Source organism: Aeromonas sp. FDAARGOS 1403 (assembly GCF_019047325.1).
GTDB lineage: Bacteria > Pseudomonadota > Gammaproteobacteria > Enterobacterales > Aeromonadaceae > Aeromonas > Aeromonas dhakensis.
In genome coordinates this window covers 4,774,062-4,790,425 of record NZ_CP077249.1, presented here as the reverse complement: position 1 = coordinate 4,790,425, position 16,364 = coordinate 4,774,062, and the positions used below count along the sequence as shown (strand labels likewise).

15 protein-coding genes and 9 tRNA genes are annotated in these 16,364 nt (G+C 61.6%); 11 read left to right on the top strand and 13 right to left on the bottom strand.

Annotated features, from left to right (window positions below; genetic code table 11):
• Positions 1-3: 3 nt before the first annotated feature.
• The gene (locus tag I6L33_RS21910; protein WP_216973342.1) at positions 4-1,281 is read right to left on the bottom strand and encodes an alpha/beta hydrolase; all 1,278 of its coding nucleotides are present in this window, start codon (positions 1,279-1,281) and stop codon (positions 4-6) included.
• 225 nt (positions 1,282-1,506) lie between these two features.
• On the opposite strand from I6L33_RS21910, the gene I6L33_RS22170 reads away from it, so the two are divergent.
• Positions 1,507-1,641: a hypothetical protein gene (locus tag I6L33_RS22170; protein WP_005297801.1), complete on the top strand. Its 135-nt coding sequence runs from the start codon at positions 1,507-1,509 to the stop codon at positions 1,639-1,641.
• A 43-nt stretch (positions 1,642-1,684) separates the two neighbouring features.
• Here the strand turns inward: I6L33_RS22170 and I6L33_RS21905 are convergent.
• The 3 genes from I6L33_RS21905 to I6L33_RS21895 all read right to left on the bottom strand — a co-directional run bounded on the left by I6L33_RS21905 (position 1,685) and on the right by I6L33_RS21895 (position 4,300).
• A tRNA-Asn gene (locus I6L33_RS21905) sits at positions 1,685-1,760 on the bottom strand.
• A 4-nt stretch (positions 1,761-1,764) separates the two neighbouring features.
• Positions 1,765-1,840: transfer RNA gene (locus I6L33_RS21900), tRNA-Phe, on the bottom strand.
• A 183-nt stretch (positions 1,841-2,023) separates the two neighbouring features.
• Positions 2,024-4,300, bottom strand: coding sequence for an immune inhibitor A domain-containing protein (locus I6L33_RS21895; protein ID WP_216973341.1), 2,277 nt, complete (start codon positions 4,298-4,300; stop codon positions 2,024-2,026).
• A 419-nt stretch (positions 4,301-4,719) separates the two neighbouring features.
• On the opposite strand from I6L33_RS21895, the gene rraB reads away from it, so the two are divergent.
• Positions 4,720-5,067 carry a ribonuclease E inhibitor RraB gene (rraB, locus tag I6L33_RS21890; RefSeq protein WP_080628938.1) on the top strand — a complete coding sequence of 116 codons (348 nt, stop codon included), beginning with the start codon at positions 4,720-4,722 and terminating at the stop codon, positions 5,065-5,067.
• A 259-nt stretch (positions 5,068-5,326) separates the two neighbouring features.
• On the opposite strand, the gene I6L33_RS21885 is transcribed toward rraB, so the two are convergent.
• Positions 5,327-7,300 carry a bifunctional diguanylate cyclase/phosphodiesterase gene (locus tag I6L33_RS21885; protein WP_139752209.1) on the bottom strand — a complete coding sequence of 658 codons (1,974 nt, stop codon included), beginning with the start codon at positions 7,298-7,300 and terminating at the stop codon, positions 5,327-5,329.
• Between the two features lie 171 nt (positions 7,301-7,471).
• Between I6L33_RS21885 and I6L33_RS21880 the strand changes: the two genes are divergently transcribed.
• Positions 7,472-7,966: a hypothetical protein gene (locus tag I6L33_RS21880; protein WP_010633004.1), complete on the top strand. Its 495-nt coding sequence runs from the start codon at positions 7,472-7,474 to the stop codon at positions 7,964-7,966.
• A gap of 145 nt (positions 7,967-8,111) precedes the next feature.
• Here I6L33_RS21880 and I6L33_RS21875 read toward each other — a convergent pair whose 3' ends face one another.
• The 5 genes from I6L33_RS21875 to rsgA are packed head-to-tail and all read right to left on the bottom strand — an operon-like array spanning position 8,112 to position 10,952.
• On the bottom strand, positions 8,112-8,510 hold the full coding sequence (locus I6L33_RS21875) for a hypothetical protein (RefSeq protein ID WP_010633005.1): 399 nt from the start codon (positions 8,508-8,510) through the stop codon (positions 8,112-8,114).
• Positions 8,511-8,512: 2 nt separating this feature from the next.
• Complete coding sequence (locus I6L33_RS21870) at positions 8,513-8,764, bottom strand: DUF2960 domain-containing protein (protein ID WP_005297812.1); 252 nt, start codon at positions 8,762-8,764, stop codon at positions 8,513-8,515.
• Between the two features lie 4 nt (positions 8,765-8,768).
• A complete protein-coding gene (locus I6L33_RS21865; protein WP_016351835.1) occupies positions 8,769-9,020 on the bottom strand; it encodes a VF530 family DNA-binding protein in 252 nt (83 codons plus the stop codon).
• Complete coding sequence (gene asd, locus I6L33_RS21860) at positions 9,017-9,889, bottom strand: archaetidylserine decarboxylase (RefSeq protein ID WP_117402337.1); 873 nt, start codon at positions 9,887-9,889, stop codon at positions 9,017-9,019. The genes I6L33_RS21865 and asd overlap by 4 nt, the downstream gene beginning before the upstream one ends.
• Before the next feature lie 28 nt (positions 9,890-9,917).
• The gene (gene rsgA / locus I6L33_RS21855) at positions 9,918-10,952 is read right to left on the bottom strand and encodes a small ribosomal subunit biogenesis GTPase RsgA (protein WP_041202860.1); all 1,035 of its coding nucleotides are present in this window, start codon (positions 10,950-10,952) and stop codon (positions 9,918-9,920) included.
• A 91-nt stretch (positions 10,953-11,043) separates the two neighbouring features.
• Between rsgA and orn the strand changes: the two genes are divergently transcribed.
• From orn to I6L33_RS21815, 8 genes are all read left to right on the top strand, one after another.
• Positions 11,044-11,589 carry an oligoribonuclease gene (gene orn / locus I6L33_RS21850; RefSeq protein ID WP_139431690.1) on the top strand — a complete coding sequence of 182 codons (546 nt, stop codon included), beginning with the start codon at positions 11,044-11,046 and terminating at the stop codon, positions 11,587-11,589.
• Between the two features lie 178 nt (positions 11,590-11,767).
• Positions 11,768-11,843 (top strand) — tRNA-Gly (locus I6L33_RS21845).
• A 36-nt stretch (positions 11,844-11,879) separates the two neighbouring features.
• Positions 11,880-11,955 (top strand) — tRNA-Gly (locus I6L33_RS21840).
• Between the two features lie 32 nt (positions 11,956-11,987).
• Positions 11,988-12,063: transfer RNA gene (locus I6L33_RS21835), tRNA-Gly, on the top strand.
• Positions 12,064-12,087: 24 nt separating this feature from the next.
• Positions 12,088-12,163: transfer RNA gene (locus I6L33_RS21830), tRNA-Gly, on the top strand.
• 24 nt (positions 12,164-12,187) lie between these two features.
• Positions 12,188-12,263 (top strand) — tRNA-Gly (locus I6L33_RS21825).
• Between the two features lie 24 nt (positions 12,264-12,287).
• Positions 12,288-12,363, top strand: a tRNA-Gly gene (locus tag I6L33_RS21820).
• Positions 12,364-12,387: 24 nt separating this feature from the next.
• Positions 12,388-12,463, top strand: a tRNA-Gly gene (locus I6L33_RS21815).
• Between the two features lie 520 nt (positions 12,464-12,983).
• Here I6L33_RS21815 and I6L33_RS21810 read toward each other — a convergent pair.
• The 3 genes from I6L33_RS21810 to I6L33_RS21800 all read right to left on the bottom strand — a co-directional run bounded on the left by I6L33_RS21810 (position 12,984) and on the right by I6L33_RS21800 (position 16,334).
• Entirely contained in the window at positions 12,984-13,193 is a 210-nt protein-coding gene (locus tag I6L33_RS21810) for a cold-shock protein (protein WP_005297820.1), read from the bottom strand.
• A gap of 271 nt (positions 13,194-13,464) precedes the next feature.
• Positions 13,465-14,133 carry a LysM-like peptidoglycan-binding domain-containing protein gene (locus I6L33_RS21805; RefSeq protein WP_043170351.1) on the bottom strand — a complete coding sequence of 223 codons (669 nt, stop codon included), beginning with the start codon at positions 14,131-14,133 and terminating at the stop codon, positions 13,465-13,467.
• Between the two features lie 98 nt (positions 14,134-14,231).
• Positions 14,232-16,334 carry a methyl-accepting chemotaxis protein gene (locus I6L33_RS21800; protein ID WP_216973340.1) on the bottom strand — a complete coding sequence of 701 codons (2,103 nt, stop codon included), beginning with the start codon at positions 16,332-16,334 and terminating at the stop codon, positions 14,232-14,234.
• Positions 16,335-16,364 lie beyond the last annotated feature (30 nt).

Below are 16,364 nucleotides of genomic sequence, written 5' to 3'. Positions count from 1 at the left end.
GGATCAGCGATCCCGATTCATGCGGATGAGTCGGTCCAGGATCTGCTCACCATCGACCCGTAGACCGTTGTGCTCGTACTCGTTGGTGATCCAGGCGCGGCTGTTGCCAAGCCCCTTGAGGGTGTCGCGGCTGTAGTCGAACTCCACGTACATGTCCTCGGCATAGACGGCGCAAGCCACCGGCACTTGGTTGCGGGCCAGCTGCACCGGGTCGTAGAGGGGGCCCCAGTCCGCCTTCTTGGCCAGCAGGTGAGCGGCTTCCTTCAGCGGGATGAGCTCGCGGAACTGCTCGAACATCCAGGGGAAGATCATCTCGCCGGTGAAGGCGAAATCCTTGCCCGGCGCCCAGGCCAGGGCCGGGAACTCGCTCCTGACCCGCTCGGCCGCCCAGTTGCTGGCGCTCCCTTCGCAATAGATGGACTCGTGCAGGATGGCGAACACCGGGTTGGTGTTGAACGGCTGCATCGCCTGCAGCTGATAGAGGAAGGCGGGGTTGAGCCGCTCGCCGATGAAGGCGTCCTCCAGCAGGTAGTAGAGCTCCTCGAAGGCGCCGCTGGCACCCAGATCCAGCCCCTGCTGCTGCAACTGCTCCACCGTCAGGCGCTGGCCGTTGGGCAGGCGCACCTCGTGACTGTGCAGGTGGTTGGCCAGCCGGTTGGCGATGGCCTGGGCATGGGGGAAGCGGGCGAAGAAGGCGCGGTTCTTGTCTGCCACCCGCTGATAGGTGGCGCGGTAGACCTCGTCGGCATGGCGGCCGATGGGGGCCACCCCGCCGGTGAGGTAGACCTCGTGCAGGCTGCCTGGGAACAGGGAGAGGTAGGTGAGGCTGCAAAAGCCGCCGAAGCTCTGGCCGAGCAGGCTCCAGGGGCGACCCGGGCTCAGCACTTCGCGAACGTACTCGGCGTCGCGCACTATGCTGTCGGCGCGAAAATGGCCGAGGTACTCCGCCTGCTGCCGGCCAGTGAGCTGGGCCAGCGCATCGGCACTGATGGGGCTGGAGTGACCGGTGCCACGCTGATCGAGCAGCAGCACCCGAAACTCCTGCAGGGCCCGCTTGATCCAGCCGCTGGCGGCGGTCGGGCGCGGGGCGCCAAAGCCGGGCCCGCCCTGCAGGAACAGCAGCCAGGGCAGATCGTCATGCAGCCTGTCCTGGCGGCAGAGGGTGCGGCCGAACAGGGTGAGGGTCTCCTCCTCATCCGGTCGCTGGTGGTCGAGGGGCACGGTGAAGAAGCGGGGCTCGCAATGGATGCCGTCCAGCACGTAACGCAACGGGCTGCTCATCTGGGGTCTCCCTGAAGGTAGGAAAATCGTCGGCCTCATCATAGCCCTGGCGCAGGAGCGGGTCACGCCGGTTTTCCAAATTGTTAACATTGTTGCCAAGGGAAAACGGGGGGCCGCAGGGTGATGAATTTATTGTCGGCAAGGGAGTTGACGGCACCGGGCGGCTGCACAAAGATGGCTCGCCTGCCGACGGGGCAGGGGTCGTAACAGGATGAGGTGGGCGCGATGAAGCCTGGGTGGAGACGATTGCGCAAAAAAGAGAAACGGGTAAACCCGGAGGGTGTGCTGCAGACCGGCTTGTTGCTGTTCAGTGCCACCTGCGGCGCGACCCTGCTGCTGGCAACCTGCAACGGCAGCTGACCGGAATGAAAAAAGCCCGCTCGATGAGCGGGCTTTTCAAATTTGGCTCCTCCTACTGGACTTGAACCAGTGACATACGGATTAACAGTCCGCCGTTCTACCGACTGAACTAAGGAGGAATTGTGGTGCCCAGAGACGGAATCGAACCGCCGACACGGGGATTTTCAATCCCCTGCTCTACCGACTGAGCTATCTGGGCAACGGCGCGCATTAAACCCTTTCTGAACGGATGTGTCAACCGCATGGCGCAGATAGTCGTGTCGTTCGCTCGACAAGTGAGCAATTAGGGTGTTTGTTGGGCGGTTTGGCCTGTTTTCATCTCAGGTGGCGGGTTGGCAGATGAAAAAGGGGCCCAGGGGGCCCCTTGTCATGGCTGTCGTGCTCAGTGGCGGCTGACGATGATCCGTCCGGTACTCATGTCACGGGCCTGACCGGTGACGCTGATCTTGAGCCCGTACTCGGGCAGCAGGCGACCGGCATCCGGGATCTCCTTGCTCTGGTAGCTGCGGGAATCCTTGAACACCCGGTTCGGGGTGATCCAGAAGTCGCGCAGCAGGGAGCCGCTCGGGTGCTTGAGGTTGAGCGGCTGCTGGAAGCCCAGGCTGAAGGTGGCGTCGTGGATCTGGTAGCGGGTGCCAGCCACGGCGCCGTCGCTCCACTTGAGGGTGCGCTGATCCGCATCCACCACCCCGAGGAAGCCCTCACCCGGGTGGACACCCACCCAGTTGTTGACCTGGCTGTTGTCCACGTACCAGAGCAGCATGCCCGGCTCGTAGCGCATCAACTGGTCGGCCACGTTGATGTGGGCCAGCCCCTTGTCCACTCCCGCATGGTTGCGCCACTCGGCCAGGTAGTAGTGATCCTTGGCCTCGTTGCCGTCGCTCTTCACGAAGCCGGCGAGGGTGAAGGGGGAGTTGCCCTCGGCACCGTCGCTCAGCAGGGTGTCGCCATCGGCGAGGATCTGCAGCTCGTCCACGAACAGCCCGTTCTCGGCCACGCCGCCGTCGCTCAGGTATTGCAGGGTCAGAGTGACCTGCTGACCGGCCCAGGGGGTGAGGTCGAACTCGGCATCGGTCCAGCCATTGGAGTTGCCGGTGATGCCGACCCCGAAGCCGACCCCGTTGGGATCGTCACTGGTGGTCAGGTTGCCCGCGATGGGCTGGCCGTTGACCAGCACCCTGGCGTAATCGTACCCCTCTTCAATCTGATACCAGGCCTTGAAGTTGAGGCTGGCGCTCTGTTTGCCGCTCAGATCCAGCTTGAGGCTCATGCGGTTGTCGAGGTTGTTGCCCTTGCCGCCGTGATACTCGTACTGGCCGGCGTAGGGCGGGTTGAGCGGGATCTGCTTGGCCGGCAGGTTGATGCGCACCACGTCGTCGTTGCGCCCCTTGTCGTTGGCCTGATCCAGCATGTAGACGTTGCCGCGCGGGCTGAGATCGGCGAGCTGCACATTGCTGCCGTGCAGCCAGTTACCGCCGAGGGAGGCCTGCAGGAACTCCTTGGCCCAGGCGGAGAACCCGGTTGGCTCGGTGCCGCCGATGACCCCGGCCCAGGAGCCTGAGGACATGATGGACCAGGTCGCCACCGGTTCGCCCTTACCGGTGTACTTGGTGTCGTACTCGTCCGGCAGCCCCAGATCGTGGCCATATTCGTGGGCACAGACCCCGGCCGCCGCATCAATGGGCTGGATGGTGTAGTCGTAGGCGGCAAACTTGCCACCAAAGTTCTGGCTCGGACTGCTGGTGCCCGGGATGGGGTAGGGGGCACCCAGGTTCCAGCGGTGCGCCCAGATGGCGTCTTCGCCAAGATCGCCGCCACCGGCCTCCTCGCCGACGCTGGAGTGGAAGATCATCAGGTGGTCGATGAGACCGTCTGGCTCGTCCCGGTTGCCGTTGCCGTTGAGATCGTAGCGATCCTCCTGGTCAAACTCGGACAGATCGATGGAGGGGTCGCCCGCCACCTGGATCAGCGCCTCCTTCACCAGCTCCCGGATGGTGTTCGGAGTGGCATTGGCGCCGTAGTAGGCGGCGTTCTTGCTGGCGGTATACCAGCCCGCCACCTGGCCGCGCACGCTGTAGCTCTTGCCTGACTGCTGCTCGTAGAACTGGCGCATGGAGATGAACTGCTCGCCGTTCGGGCCGGCATAGCCCTTGGACGAGAACAGCAGGTCGTTGTAGTGCTCCGGGGTGTAATCCGGGTAGTACATCTTGGTGAGCTCGGGGCGGATGCTGTTCTTCGGGTAGTCGGGGAAGTCCACCAGGATGGCGAGGATCTTGTCCTTGCGCATCTTGCCCTGGTAGTGCTCCCGCTCGATGGACTTGAGCAGCAGAGTGGGCACCCGATCGCCAGGACGGGCGGTGCCGTTGAGGCGGATCTTCTTGAGGATGGTCTCGCGCACCTTGCCCTCTTTCACCGCCAGGGTACCGCTGTTGCCCTGATAGGCCCGCGACTTCTCGCGATAGTAGCTGGTGAGGGCCGCCTGCTCCTGCTCGGGGGAGGCCAGGGTGGGGATGCGGCCGCTTTTTTTAAGCATCTCCAGCACCTTCACCTCATCGGCCAGGGGGGCATCGAACGGACCGTGGACCGGGGCGGCCATGGCGTGGTTTCCAATCATAAGGGTTGAGCCGACAAGCAGGCTCATTATTGTTTTTTTAGGCATTATCTATGTGCTCCTTCACATGATAAAAAGGGAGCCTCACTGGCTCCTCTTTCCGTACGGGCGATGGATTGCCCGCGTCCCTTGATACACTCCGTGGATGGCCTTGTCACCGTCGCGCCGCTGGTGGATCCTGCTGATTTCAAACGGCTTGCTGGCGCTGTCGCGTGGTTTTGACACATCAGTTCAAAGCTCCATATGGAGCAATCTTGTTTTGGCGGCAGATTACCCTTTATTAACCTTTTGTGATGGCACCCCATTTGGGGTGGCTGTGGAGGGCGGCTTATCTTGGTCTGCCGCATTGAGCCGGATGGGCTGTGCGAGTATGCTTTGCCGCAACCGGGCCTGCGGGGCGGCAGATGGCCGAGATGGCACCGTCCGCGCTGGCATTTGATCACAACACAGTCGCATCTGGGGTTAATATGAGTCTTGATATGCAAGAGTGGCGCGAAGAGACCACCGCCATCGTCAACGAGTTGCTGGCCGATGGCAGCAACCCGGATCTGGAGTACGAGATTGAGCACCACTTTGCCTGCCAGGATTTCGATCTGCTGGAGAAGGCGGCGGTCGACCTGTTCAAGGCCGGTTTTGAAGTGACCGATGCCGAAGAGATGGAGCTGGATGACGGCGCCACCATCTTCTGCTTCGACGCCACCGTCGAGTGCAAGCTGGACATCGAGACCATAGTGGCGGATATCGCCACCATGCTGCCCATCCTCGAAAAATACGGCGTGGACTACGACGGCTGGGGCACCTACTTCCAGGAGTGATCCTGCTCAGGGGGCGTCATCGCTACCATGCTGCCCATTCTCGAAAAATACGGCGTGGATTACGACGGTTGGGGCACCTACTTCCAGGAGTGATCCTGCTCAGGGGGCGTCATCGCCACCATGCTGGCCGTTCATTCCTCGAAAAATATGGTGTGGATTACGACGGCTGGGGCACCTACTTCCAGGAGTAAGGCGCCAGCTCACGCACGCTTTGCAAAAACAACAAGGCCACCCTCGGGTGGCCTTGTTGTTGTGAGCATCACTCCTGTGGCAGCTGGTAGCTGCGGGCAAACTCGGCGGGGGGCAGCGGGCGGCTGAACAGGTAGCCCTGCAACCGGTCGCAGCCGGCCTGCACCAGCCACGCCTGCTGCTCTTGCGTCTCCACCCCTTCGGCGGTGATCTTGATGCCTAGCTCGTGGCCCAGCCCGATGACGGAGCGCACGATGGCGGTGGTGGCCTGGTTGGTGACCAGCTCCTGCGTGAAGCTCTTGTCGAGCTTGAGGGTCGCCACCTGCAGCCGTGGCAGGTAGGCCAGACTGCAGTAGCCGGTGCCGAAGTCGTCGATGGCGAGCTGAAAGCCCGCCTCGATCAGGCAGGCCAGGTTGCTCTCTATCTCGTCGGCGTTCTCCATCAGCACCCCTTCGGTGATCTCCAGCTCCAGCTGCCAGGGGGCGAGGCCGTGACGCTCGATGCAGGCGAAGATCTGAGGGCATAGCTCGGGGTCGCGAAATTGCAGCGGCGACAGGTTGATGGAGAGCACCAGATCCGGCGCATCGGCCTGCCAGCGGGCCAGCTGGGCACAGCCCTGCTCCAGCATGTGGCAGCCGAGCAGGCCGATGAGTCCCAGCTCTTCCGCCAGCGGGATGAACTCGTCAGGCGAGATCATGCCTAGCTCGGGATGGGGCCAGCGGCAGAGCAGCTCGGCCCCGTGCAGCTGGCTGGTGCGGGTGCTGATGATGGGCTGGTAGACGGCGGTCAGCTGGCCGGACTTGATGGCGAGCGGCAACTGGGCCGCGATGAGCTGGCGACGCTTGAGCTTGGCATCGAGTTCGGGGTCGAACAGGGTGCAGTGCTGCTGTTGGCGTTTGCCCTGGGCCAGGGCAGCCTCGGCGTGGCTCAGCAGCCGTTCGGCATCGTTGGCCTTGCCGTGGGCGATGCCGAGGAACACCGGGATCTGGATCCTGTGCTCTTCCACCTGGTAGGGGACCATCAGCGCCCCCTGCAAACGGCTGCTCCAGTTGGCCAGCGGCTCGTTCAGTTCGGGCAGCAGCATGGCAAAGTCGTCGGCGGCGACCCGGCACACCAGCGACTGGGGCGGAGCCAGCTGCTGCAGGCGACGGGCCACCTGGCTGAGCAGGCGGTCGGCGACCCGGATGCCGAAGCGATCGTTGATCTCGCGAAAGTGTTGCAGGTCGACCAGCACCAGGCTCGCCTTGCGGGCGCCGAGGTGACGGCTGGTCTGCAGAAAGTGGGAGAGCTTGAGCAGGCCGGTCAGGCTGTCGTAGTGCTGCTCCTGCTGCAACTGGGCCTGGGTGGTGCGTAGCCCGGTGATGTCGCGGCTCAGGGTGAGGATGCCGAGGGAGTTGCCCTCGTCGTCCGGCACCTCGACCCGGGTCACCTCCAGATGGCGGCCCTGGCCGTTGGCATCCACCAGGCAGTATTCACCCCGTCCCATCGGCAGTTCGGTGGAGAGGCGGTGGGCCACCCGCTGGCCGAGCGCCTCGCTGGCTGCCATCCCCATGAAGTCGAGAAAGGCCTGGTTGCAGTCGATCAGCAGCCCCTGGTGGTCTTCCAGCCGGATCGGATCCGGGATGGCGTCCAGCAGGCGGCGTTGCAGCAGCTGCTGCTGGCGAAAGGTCTGCTCCAGCTCCTTGCGCTGATCTATCTCGTTGACCATGCCAAACAGGGCCACCGGCTTGCCCTGCTCGTCGTAGAGCGGGATCTTGTGGATCTCCATCCAGCTGGTGGCGTCGCCGTTGTTGCAGTGCAACTGCTGATAGAGCAGGGGTTTGCCCTCCGCCAGCAGGCGCAGATCCTCTTCCCGAAAGATGTCGCCCCAGGGCATGTCGGCATCCGTCTTGCCGACGAGATCCGCCGGCAGCGGCAGACCCGCCTGCTCCGTGAAGGCACGGTTGGCAAACAGGTAGCGCCCATCCGTATCCCGGCAGAAGATATTCATGGGTAGCTGGTCGATGATCTGCTGCAGCAGGGGCAGGGTGAGCAAGGAGTTCACACAGACACTCACGGGGGAAATTTCGAGCAAATCTATGATAGCAGGCTGGTTTTGTAAAGCTTGGGTTAAGGCTGACTCATTTCTGCCGATCCCTGCTGACAGTCTGTGTCGCTGCCGCCATAATAGCCGCCGGTCGGCCGAGGGCCGGATTATATGGATGAGAGAAGCAGCATGAAAAAGATAGTGGGAGTAGCACTGGCCCTGTTGATGGCCGGTTGTGCCAGCGACAACAATGGCGGCGAGCAGTACCGCTATACCCCGCCGGTAGCCAAGGCGACCAACAACACCCAGGAGATGCAGATCCCGGTGGATCTGGTGTGGGCCCGCGCCGAGAAGTGGTTTGGCGATCATGGCCTTAACATCGAAAACAGCCAGCGTGGCTCCGGCCTGATGACCGCCAACGTCGAGAATTCGGCCGACGGTCTGGAGTGGCTGGACTGCGGTACCATGGGCTCCAAGGTCGCACTGGGCAACCCCAACCTGCAGATCAACCTGATCATCACCCAGAGCGGCAACAACAGCGTGGCCACCGTCAACGTCAAGGGCAACACCCAGCTCTACTTCGTCGAGTCCTCCGGTGAGCGGGTACCGGCTCCTTCCATCACCCCGGTGTGCGTCTCTCGCGGCAGCCTGGAACAGAGCCTGTTCTCCACCCTCGCCAACTAAGGTTGCGCCGAGTGCCAGCAAAAACCCCGTTGCCTGCAACGGGGTTTTTTGTTTCCGGCCTGGTGGAAGGGGACATGTGGGCCGCTGTTGATAGCCGCAAAAAACAACCCCCGGCAGGGCCGGGGGCTGGATAGAGTCGGGTGACTCAGCGGGCGACGTCGCCGTGAAACAGCGTCTGTTCGCCGGCTTTGAGCACATACCCCTTCCACGGGAAGAGGGTGTAGCCGCTGCCTTGCCACGACCAGTTGCCTTCTGCGCCTTGGCGGGTGAGCAGGTGTTGCTCGCCGCTCGGCAGGGTCAGCTCGGCCTGGCTCTGATCGGCGTTGAACAGCACGAAGGCGCTGCCGGTCTGGCCGGCATCGGTCGGATTGAGCCGGATGCCCTGCTCGAACAGCCGCACGCACTGCCTGGTCAGGGCTGACCACTGATAACCGGCGCTGGCTCGGCAGCCGTGGACATCCTGATCATTGCCGACCAGGTGTTGTTCCGGGGTACTGCAGGCCGCCAGCAGCAGGGAGGCGGCCATCAGGGTCAAGGTTCGCATGGTTACTCCTTGGCATCCCGCTCGATGACGATGTTTGAGAAGCCCAGCTCCTTGAAGTAGTTCTCCCGGTAATCCTTCACGCTCTTCTTGTCGCGCCGGCATACCTGGGCCAGCTGCTCTTCCATGGCGTGGAAGCTGGTCAGGTTGATCCCCTCGGCAGCGGCAATGGCATCGTAGATGCTGTTGAACTTGTCGTTGGCGTAGCCGATCTCTTTGGTTTTCTTGCCGTAGGTGTAGGTAATCTTGAACGCCATGGCGTTATTCCTTTGCTTTGGCCTGCTTGCGCTGGACGTACAGATAGAGATTCTCGACCTTCTCTCTGGCCCAGGGAGTTTTTCGCAAGAACTTCAGGCTGGATTTGATGCTGGGATCCTGGGTGAAGCAGCGGATATTGATCTCCTGCCCCAGTTTTTCCCAGCCGTAGTGTTCGACCAGGGCGGTGACGATGGCTTCCAGCGTCAGCCCGTGCAGCGGGTTGTTCTTCTGGGAAGAGACGGGCTGATCGCTCATGCCTGCTCCGCCAGCTTGGCAAAGGGCTGACCCATGCGGGTGGTGACCCCGTTGGCCAGATGGGGCTCGAAACCGGCCAGCATACCCGGGCCAAACAGGCAGACCACGGTGCTGCCCAGCTTGAACAGGCCCATCTCGGCGCCTTTCTGCAGGGTAATGGCCTCATCGCCGCTGTAGTCCCAGCGCACCACCTTCTTCTCTTTGGTCGGCGCTATGTTGCCGGCCCAGATGGTCTCGATGCTGGCCACGATAGTGGCACCGACCAGCACCAGCGCCATGGGGCCGTGCGGGGTGCGGAAGGTGGCCACCACCCGCTCGTTGCGGGCAAACAGGTTGGGCACGTTCTCGGCGGTGAGCGGGTTGACGGAGAAGAGATCCCCTGGCACGAACACCATGCTCTCCAGCACGCCATCCAGCGGCATGTGGATGCGGTGATAATCCTTGGGTGCCAGGTAGATGGTGGCGAAGTCGCCATCCTTGAACGGCGCCACCAGATCCTCATAGCCGCCCAGCAGCTCGCGGGCGCTGTAGTCGTGGCCCTTGGCCTGGATGATGCGGCCCTGCTGGATCGGACCGAGCTGGCTGACGGTGCCATCCACCGGCAGGGCCAGGGTCATGGCGTCTTCCACCAGGGGGCGAATACCGGGCTTGAGTTCGCGGGTGAAGAACTCGTTGAAGCTCTTGTAGTGGGCAGGACTCTCGTGCAGCGCCTCGCTCATGTCGACCTGGTACTGCTTGATAAAGGCCTCGATCACCCTGGTGGTGAGGTTGCCCGCTTCGGCGGCGGCAAGCTTGCCCACCAGGCGGGAGAGGGCGTGTTTGGGCAGACAGTATTGACCGGCAATTTTCAGGTTGTCAGTAATGCTCATGTTCATCATCAACGTAGGTTAAACAGGGTCACAGGCGTGCCTGTTGGCGACCGTGACGGGCTTCCTGCATGGTTTCCAGGATGCGGTGATAGTTGTGGAAGCGATCGGCGCTGATGGCGCCCGCTTCAACCGCGGCGCGCAGGGCGCAGCCGGGATCGTCCTTGTGGGTGCAGTCGCGGAACTTGCAACCGCCCAGATAATCGCGGAACTCGACGAAGCACCAGGTGATGCGGTCGGCCTCCAGATGCCAGAGGGCGAACTCGCGGATCCCGGGGGAGTCGATGAGATCGCCGCCGCTCGGGAAGTGGTAGAGCCGCGCCGTGGTGGTGGTGTGCTGGCCGAGCCCCGAGTTCTCGGAGATCTCGCCGGTGAGCACATCCAGCCCCGGCATCAGGGCATTGGTGAGCGACGACTTGCCGACCCCGGACTGGCCGACGAAGATGCTGATCTTGTCGGTCAGGGCGGCTTTCAGCTCATCGAGCCCTTCGCCGCTCTCGCAGCTCACCAGCAGCACCTCGTAATTGAGCTTGCGGTAGGTTTCGAGCTGGCGCTCGATGCGGGCGCGGGCGGCATCATCGAGCATGTCAACCTTGTTCAGCACGATCAGGGGGCGGATCTCCACATCCTCGGCGGCCACCAGATAGCGGTCGACGATGTTGGTGGAGAACTCGGGCATCACCGCCGAGACGATGATGATCTGGTCGATGTTGGCGGCGATGGGTTTGACCCCGTCGTAGAAGTCCGGCCGGGTCAGCACCGAGTGACGCGGGTGCACCGCCTCGATGACGCCGGCGGTCGCGGCATTGAGGCCGGGACGCCACACCACCTTGTCGCCGCACACCAGGCTGCTGATGCTGCTGCGCCGCAGGTTGCTGCGGTGGATGGTGCCATCGCTCGCCTCGACGTCTGCGTGCTGACCAAAACGGCTGATCACCACCCCTTCGATGGCCGGCCCGAACAGGGTGTCATCCACCTCTGTGGTGTGCTCTTTTTGCAGCCGACGCTCGCGGTTGGCCTGGACGCGCCTTTGTTGACCCAGATTGAGTTTTGCTTTCTTTGCCACTCGATTCGCCAGTTTATGAACAGATCCAAAGCCAGTATGATACATGCAAATTGGCAAAATTCCGCCATTCCTCCCAATAGAGAGAGCAATCATGACAGTCAGCGCGCAGAACCTGGTATGGATCGACATGGAGATGACGGGCCTTGACCCTGAAGAAAACGTGGTACTGGAGATTGCCACCATAGTCACCGACAAGGATCTGAACGTGCTGGCCGAAGGGCCGGTCATCGCCATTCACCAGAGCGACGAAGAGCTGGCCAAGATGGACGACTGGAACGTCAACACCCACACCAAGAGCGGTCTGGTGGCCCGGGTCAAGGCGAGCCAGCACGACGAGGCGAAAGCCGTCGCCGAGACCCTCGAGTTCATTCGCCTGTGGGTGCCGGAGCGCACCAGCCCGCTGTGCGGCAACAGCATCGGCCAGGATCGCCGCTTCATGGTCAAGCACATGAGCGATCTGGAAGCCTTCTTCCACTATCGCAACGTCGATGTCAGTACCATCAAGGAGCTGGTACGCCGCTGGCAGCCGGAGCTGCTGGATCAGTTCAAGAAGAGCGGTACCCACCAGGCGCTGGACGACATCCGCGAATCCATTGCCGAACTGCAGTTTTACCGCAGCCACGTCTTCAAGATCTGACGCCCAGGCAAGGGATTGCCCCGCTCTGGTTGCTAAAATCGACAGTTCGACCAGCTTTTGAGCGAACGCGCGCAACCAGACAAAAAAGCCCTTGCAATTGGAATGACTGCTCTTATAATTCGGCTCCCGTACAGTAGCGCAAGCAACCAAATGCTGTACGGCCTGTTTTAAGGCAGTTGCGGGAATAGCTCAGTTGGTAGAGCACGACCTTGCCAAGGTCGGGGTCGCGAGTTCGAGTCTCGTTTCCCGCTCCAAAATCTGATGATGACACTGGTGCAAACCAGCCCGATGCGGGAATAGCTCAGTTGGTAGAGCACGACCTTGCCAAGGTCGGGGTCGCGAGTTCGAGTCTCGTTTCCCGCTCCAATCATCAGCCAGCCTCAAGACAACCTAATGTTGCGGGAATAGCTCAGTTGGTAGAGCACGACCTTGCCAAGGTCGGGGTCGCGAGTTCGAGTCTCGTTTCCCGCTCCAAAAATTTGTAAGTGATATTCCGATGCGGGAATAGCTCAGTTGGTAGAGCACGACCTTGCCAAGGTCGGGGTCGCGAGTTCGAGTCTCGTTTCCCGCTCCAATCACTTGCAGATGACATCCTGTTGCGGGAATAGCTCAGTTGGTAGAGCACGACCTTGCCAAGGTCGGGGTCGCGAGTTCGAGTCTCGTTTCCCGCTCCAAAAATTTGTAAGTGACATTCCGTTGCGGGAATAGCTCAGTTGGTAGAGCACGACCTTGCCAAGGTCGGGGTCGCGAGTTCGAGTCTCGTTTCCCGCTCCAATCACTTGCAAATGACATCCTGTTGCGGGAATAGCTCAGTTGGTAGAGCACGACCTTGCCAAGGTCGGGGTCGCGAGTTCGAGTCTCGTTTCCCGCTCCAATCTTTCTTCAAATTCAATATCTCTCCCCCCAAGCTCACGAATCCAGTTTCTCAATACAATCGCTGCCACATTCAGTTGGTAGAGCATGATCCGCGCTTGCCAAGGTCGGGGTCGCGAGTTCGAGTCTCGTTTCCCGCTCCAATCTCTCTTCAAATTCAATCTCTCCCCCCAAGCTCACAGATCCAGTTTCTCCATACAATCACTGCCACATTCAGTTGGTAGAGCATGATCCGCGCTTGCCAAGGCTGGAGTTGCGAGTTCGAGTCTCGTTTCCCGCTCCAATCTCTCTTGGAAGTCCTCACCATCCATTTGAATTGCCCATTACATCGCGCTGCGATGATTTGTCGTATCCGGCGTTCAGCCAGATCAGATCCATGTTTGCTGTACTCGTGTCGTACACAAGGGCGGGAAGGGCTGTTGCTGCTGCGGGCAGGTTGATGATCGTGGCGGGGAAGGAGAAATGGCAGGCAAAAAAATAGGAGGGGCGATGGCTCCTCCTACCGGCTCACTGGCGCTGGCTTAGATAACGGTAACGTTCTCAGCCTGAGGACCTTTTTTGCCCTGGGTCACAGTGAACTGTACTTTTTGACCTTCAGCCAGGGTCTTGAAACCGGCGCTCTGGATGGAGGAGAAGTGAACGAAAACGTCCGGTCCCTGGGATTGCTCGATAAAGCCAAAACCCTTGGTCTCATTGAACCATTTTACTTGGCCGGTGCGAATGTCAGACATGTGGTAAGTCCTATCTATAACAAAATGAAACTAAGCCTGGTTGGGCAGCATTTGCCTAGAAAGCAGGGGTTGAAGCATGACTGACCACGTCAATTTGTCCCAGTAGCATGTAGCACAATCCCTGTCTAAAGCACAAACGATTGTACGTGAGCACGATCCCTTGTCAATTTGGCACTTTTCATTTTTTGAGCAAGCTAAAAATATTGTGAAGTCAGTAGCTTGTTTCACGGGAACCGGTCAAAAATCGGGAGGCGCCAGGCCTCCCGTTTCATCACTCCTTGAGGGCGAACCCTTCTCCCTGTCGGTCATAGCGATAGATGGCCTGACCGTAGGAGCGGATCTCGACCCGCTGGATGCGGCGGGTGTCGTCCACCAGGATGAAGATGGCTCGACCGGACTGCAGGCGGGTCAGCGGGCGATCAGGCCCTTCAATGGCAATGAGGCGGCTCAGCTCGGCGCCCGGCAGCTCGAACTTGCGGAAGATGGAGTAGAGGGTTTCACCGGCCTGCACATCGTGTTGCAGCCAGGTGCCGTTGACCTTCTCTTCCACCGGTTTGGCCGCGGCGGGGGTATTACCGCTGGCGCCGTTGCCCACGGTGAGGGCCTGGGCCGGCACGGCGATGGGTACCGTCAGCGAACCGGACGGCGCCGCCTTGGGTTCGGTCGGGGCGGGTTCCCAGGCCAGTACCAGCAGCCAGAGCGGGATCAGGATCAGCAGCCCTATGGTGTGCTTGCGGGGCAGCGGGCTGGCCAGTTTGAACTTGCCAGTCCTGGGTTCCTGGCCGCGTTGGCCAAGTCCGCTCATGCCCTGGCCGATGCGTTGGCGCAGGGGCAGGGTAGCGGCATTGATACGATGGAGCAGGGATCCTTGTGATTCGTCTTGGCGACGCTGCTGGGCTCGTCTGTTGTGGCCACGGGGGCGACGGTCCGGGGTGGGCACGGCATTTACCTCTCACTACATTGCCTGCCATCAGGCAAATTCGTGCCTATGGTAAACGGACTCGCCCCCGAGGGGGAGAGTCCTGACCGTGAAAATTATCAGCTGAGACGAAATTGTCCCAACAATTGCTGTAAACGCTCGGCCGCCTGACGCAATGCCTGGCTGGCTTTGGCCGTCTCGGTGGCATCCTGGGCGATGTCGTTGGCCAGTGCGTTGGTTTTTGACAGATTGCCGGAGACGGTCTCGGAAACCGAGCTCTGCTCCTCGGCGGCGGAGGCGATCTGGTAGGTCATGTCGTTGATGGTGGAGATGGCCTGATAGATGCTGCCGAGCGCCTCTTCCGCCAGATCTGCTTCCCCCACCGCCTGATGGGTCAGCTGCTGGCTCTGGTTGATGGCGTTGACCGCGTTGGCCGAGCTGTGGCGGATCTTCTCGATCAGCTCCTGGGTATTCTGCACCGCTTGCTGGGTGTTGCCCGCCAGCTTGCGCACCTCGTCGGCCACCACCGCAAAGCCGCGGCCCTGCTCGCCGGCCCGGGCTGCCTCGATGGCGGCGTTGAGCGCCAGCAGGTTGGTCTGATCGGCGATCCCCTGAATGACGGTGAGGATGCTGGTGATCTGCTCGCTGTCGTGAGCCAGCCCTTCCACCACCTCGGCGCCCTTGCCAGCTTCGGCGGCCACCTTGTGCATCGACTGGATCACCTGCTGGAAGCGCACCTTGCCCTGATCCGCCGCACCCTGAGCCTGTTTGGCGGAGTCGGCGGTGTTGTTGGCGTGGGTCGCCACCTCCTGGCTGACGTAGGACATCTCCTGCACCGCGGTCAGCATCTGCTCCATCTCTGCCTGGTGGTGCTGCAGGTTGTTGTCGGTCTGGCCGGCGATGCGGTCGGTGTCGCCGGCGTGACGGTTCACCTCGCTGGCGGTCTTGAGCACATCCCCCAGCAGCACCTGCAGCTTGTCGATGAAGCGGTTGATGCCCTTGGCCAAATCCCCCAATTCATCCTGGGACTGGGTATTGAGCCGCTTGGTGAGATCCCCCTCGCCATCGGCGATGTCATCCACCAGGCTCACCATCTGGCGGATGGGGCCTGTGATGCTGCGGGCAATGACCAGCATGGTGGCCAGCGCCAGCACCAGCACGACGACGGCGCCCACCAGTTGCTGGGTCATGGCGGCCCGGTTCATGTCGCTCAGCTGGGTTTCCAGCTGGTCGGCTCCGGCCAACACCACCTTGTAGGGCAGGGTGACGATGATGGCCCAGTTGCGGCTCATGCCCGGCACCGTGATGGGCACCGAGATCCGGAACGCATCGTCGAGCTCCTGGCGCTGTACCTCGGGTTTGAGGTACTGCTGCCAGCCGTTGCCGAGCAGTTTGTCGGCGCGACTGCCGAGCAGGCTGGCATCCCCGCTGGTGCCGGTGATGACGCCGGCGGCGCTGACGATCAGGGTCTCGCCCTTGCCGTCATAGATGTTGCTGTTGAGGGACTGGGCCTGACGGCTGATGGAGTCCACCGCCAGATCGAGGGCGGCTATCCCTTTGAACTGGCCGCCCACCATGATGGGGGTGGTGATGGTGCTCACCAGCACCTGCTGGCCGTTGATGTCCACCTTGAAGGGGTCGATGAGGCAGGAACGTCCCTCCCGTTTCGGGCAGGCGTAGTAGTCGTTGGCCGGATTGCCGAATTCATCCGGATCGCTCTTCTCGATGGAGAGCAGCAAATCGGTGCCGACCTGATCCTTGTCACGATAGAAGTAGGGGACGAAGCGCCCCTTGCTGTCGCTGCCCAGCGCCGTCTGGCCGGCAAAGCTGGCGTCCTGGCCGTCGAAGCCGTTGGACTCGAAGCCGGCGAAGGCACCGTAGAGCTGGGGTTCGAGGGCGAGCTGGGCCTTGAGCAGGTCGGTGGCCTGCTGGCGATCCAGCGGCAGCTTGCCCTCCTGCTGCAGGGCGAGGGCGCTGGCCATCTGCTGGGTATAGGAGAGCCCCTTTTGCAGCAGCTGGGTGATGGTAGCGGCCTCGGCACGGGCGTTGGCGCTGACCTTCTGCCAGGCCTCCTGCTGCAGGGCGGCGCGGCTGGAGCTGATGGTCAGCTTTTGGGTCTGTTGACCCGAGTACTGGTTGAGCAGGATCAGGATGACCAGGGCGGCGGTCATGGCGATCCCGGCCATCACCAGAATGCGATTCTGGATAGAACGGAACTGCATCGTCTCTTCCTTGTTGGTGAGCGTTATTTG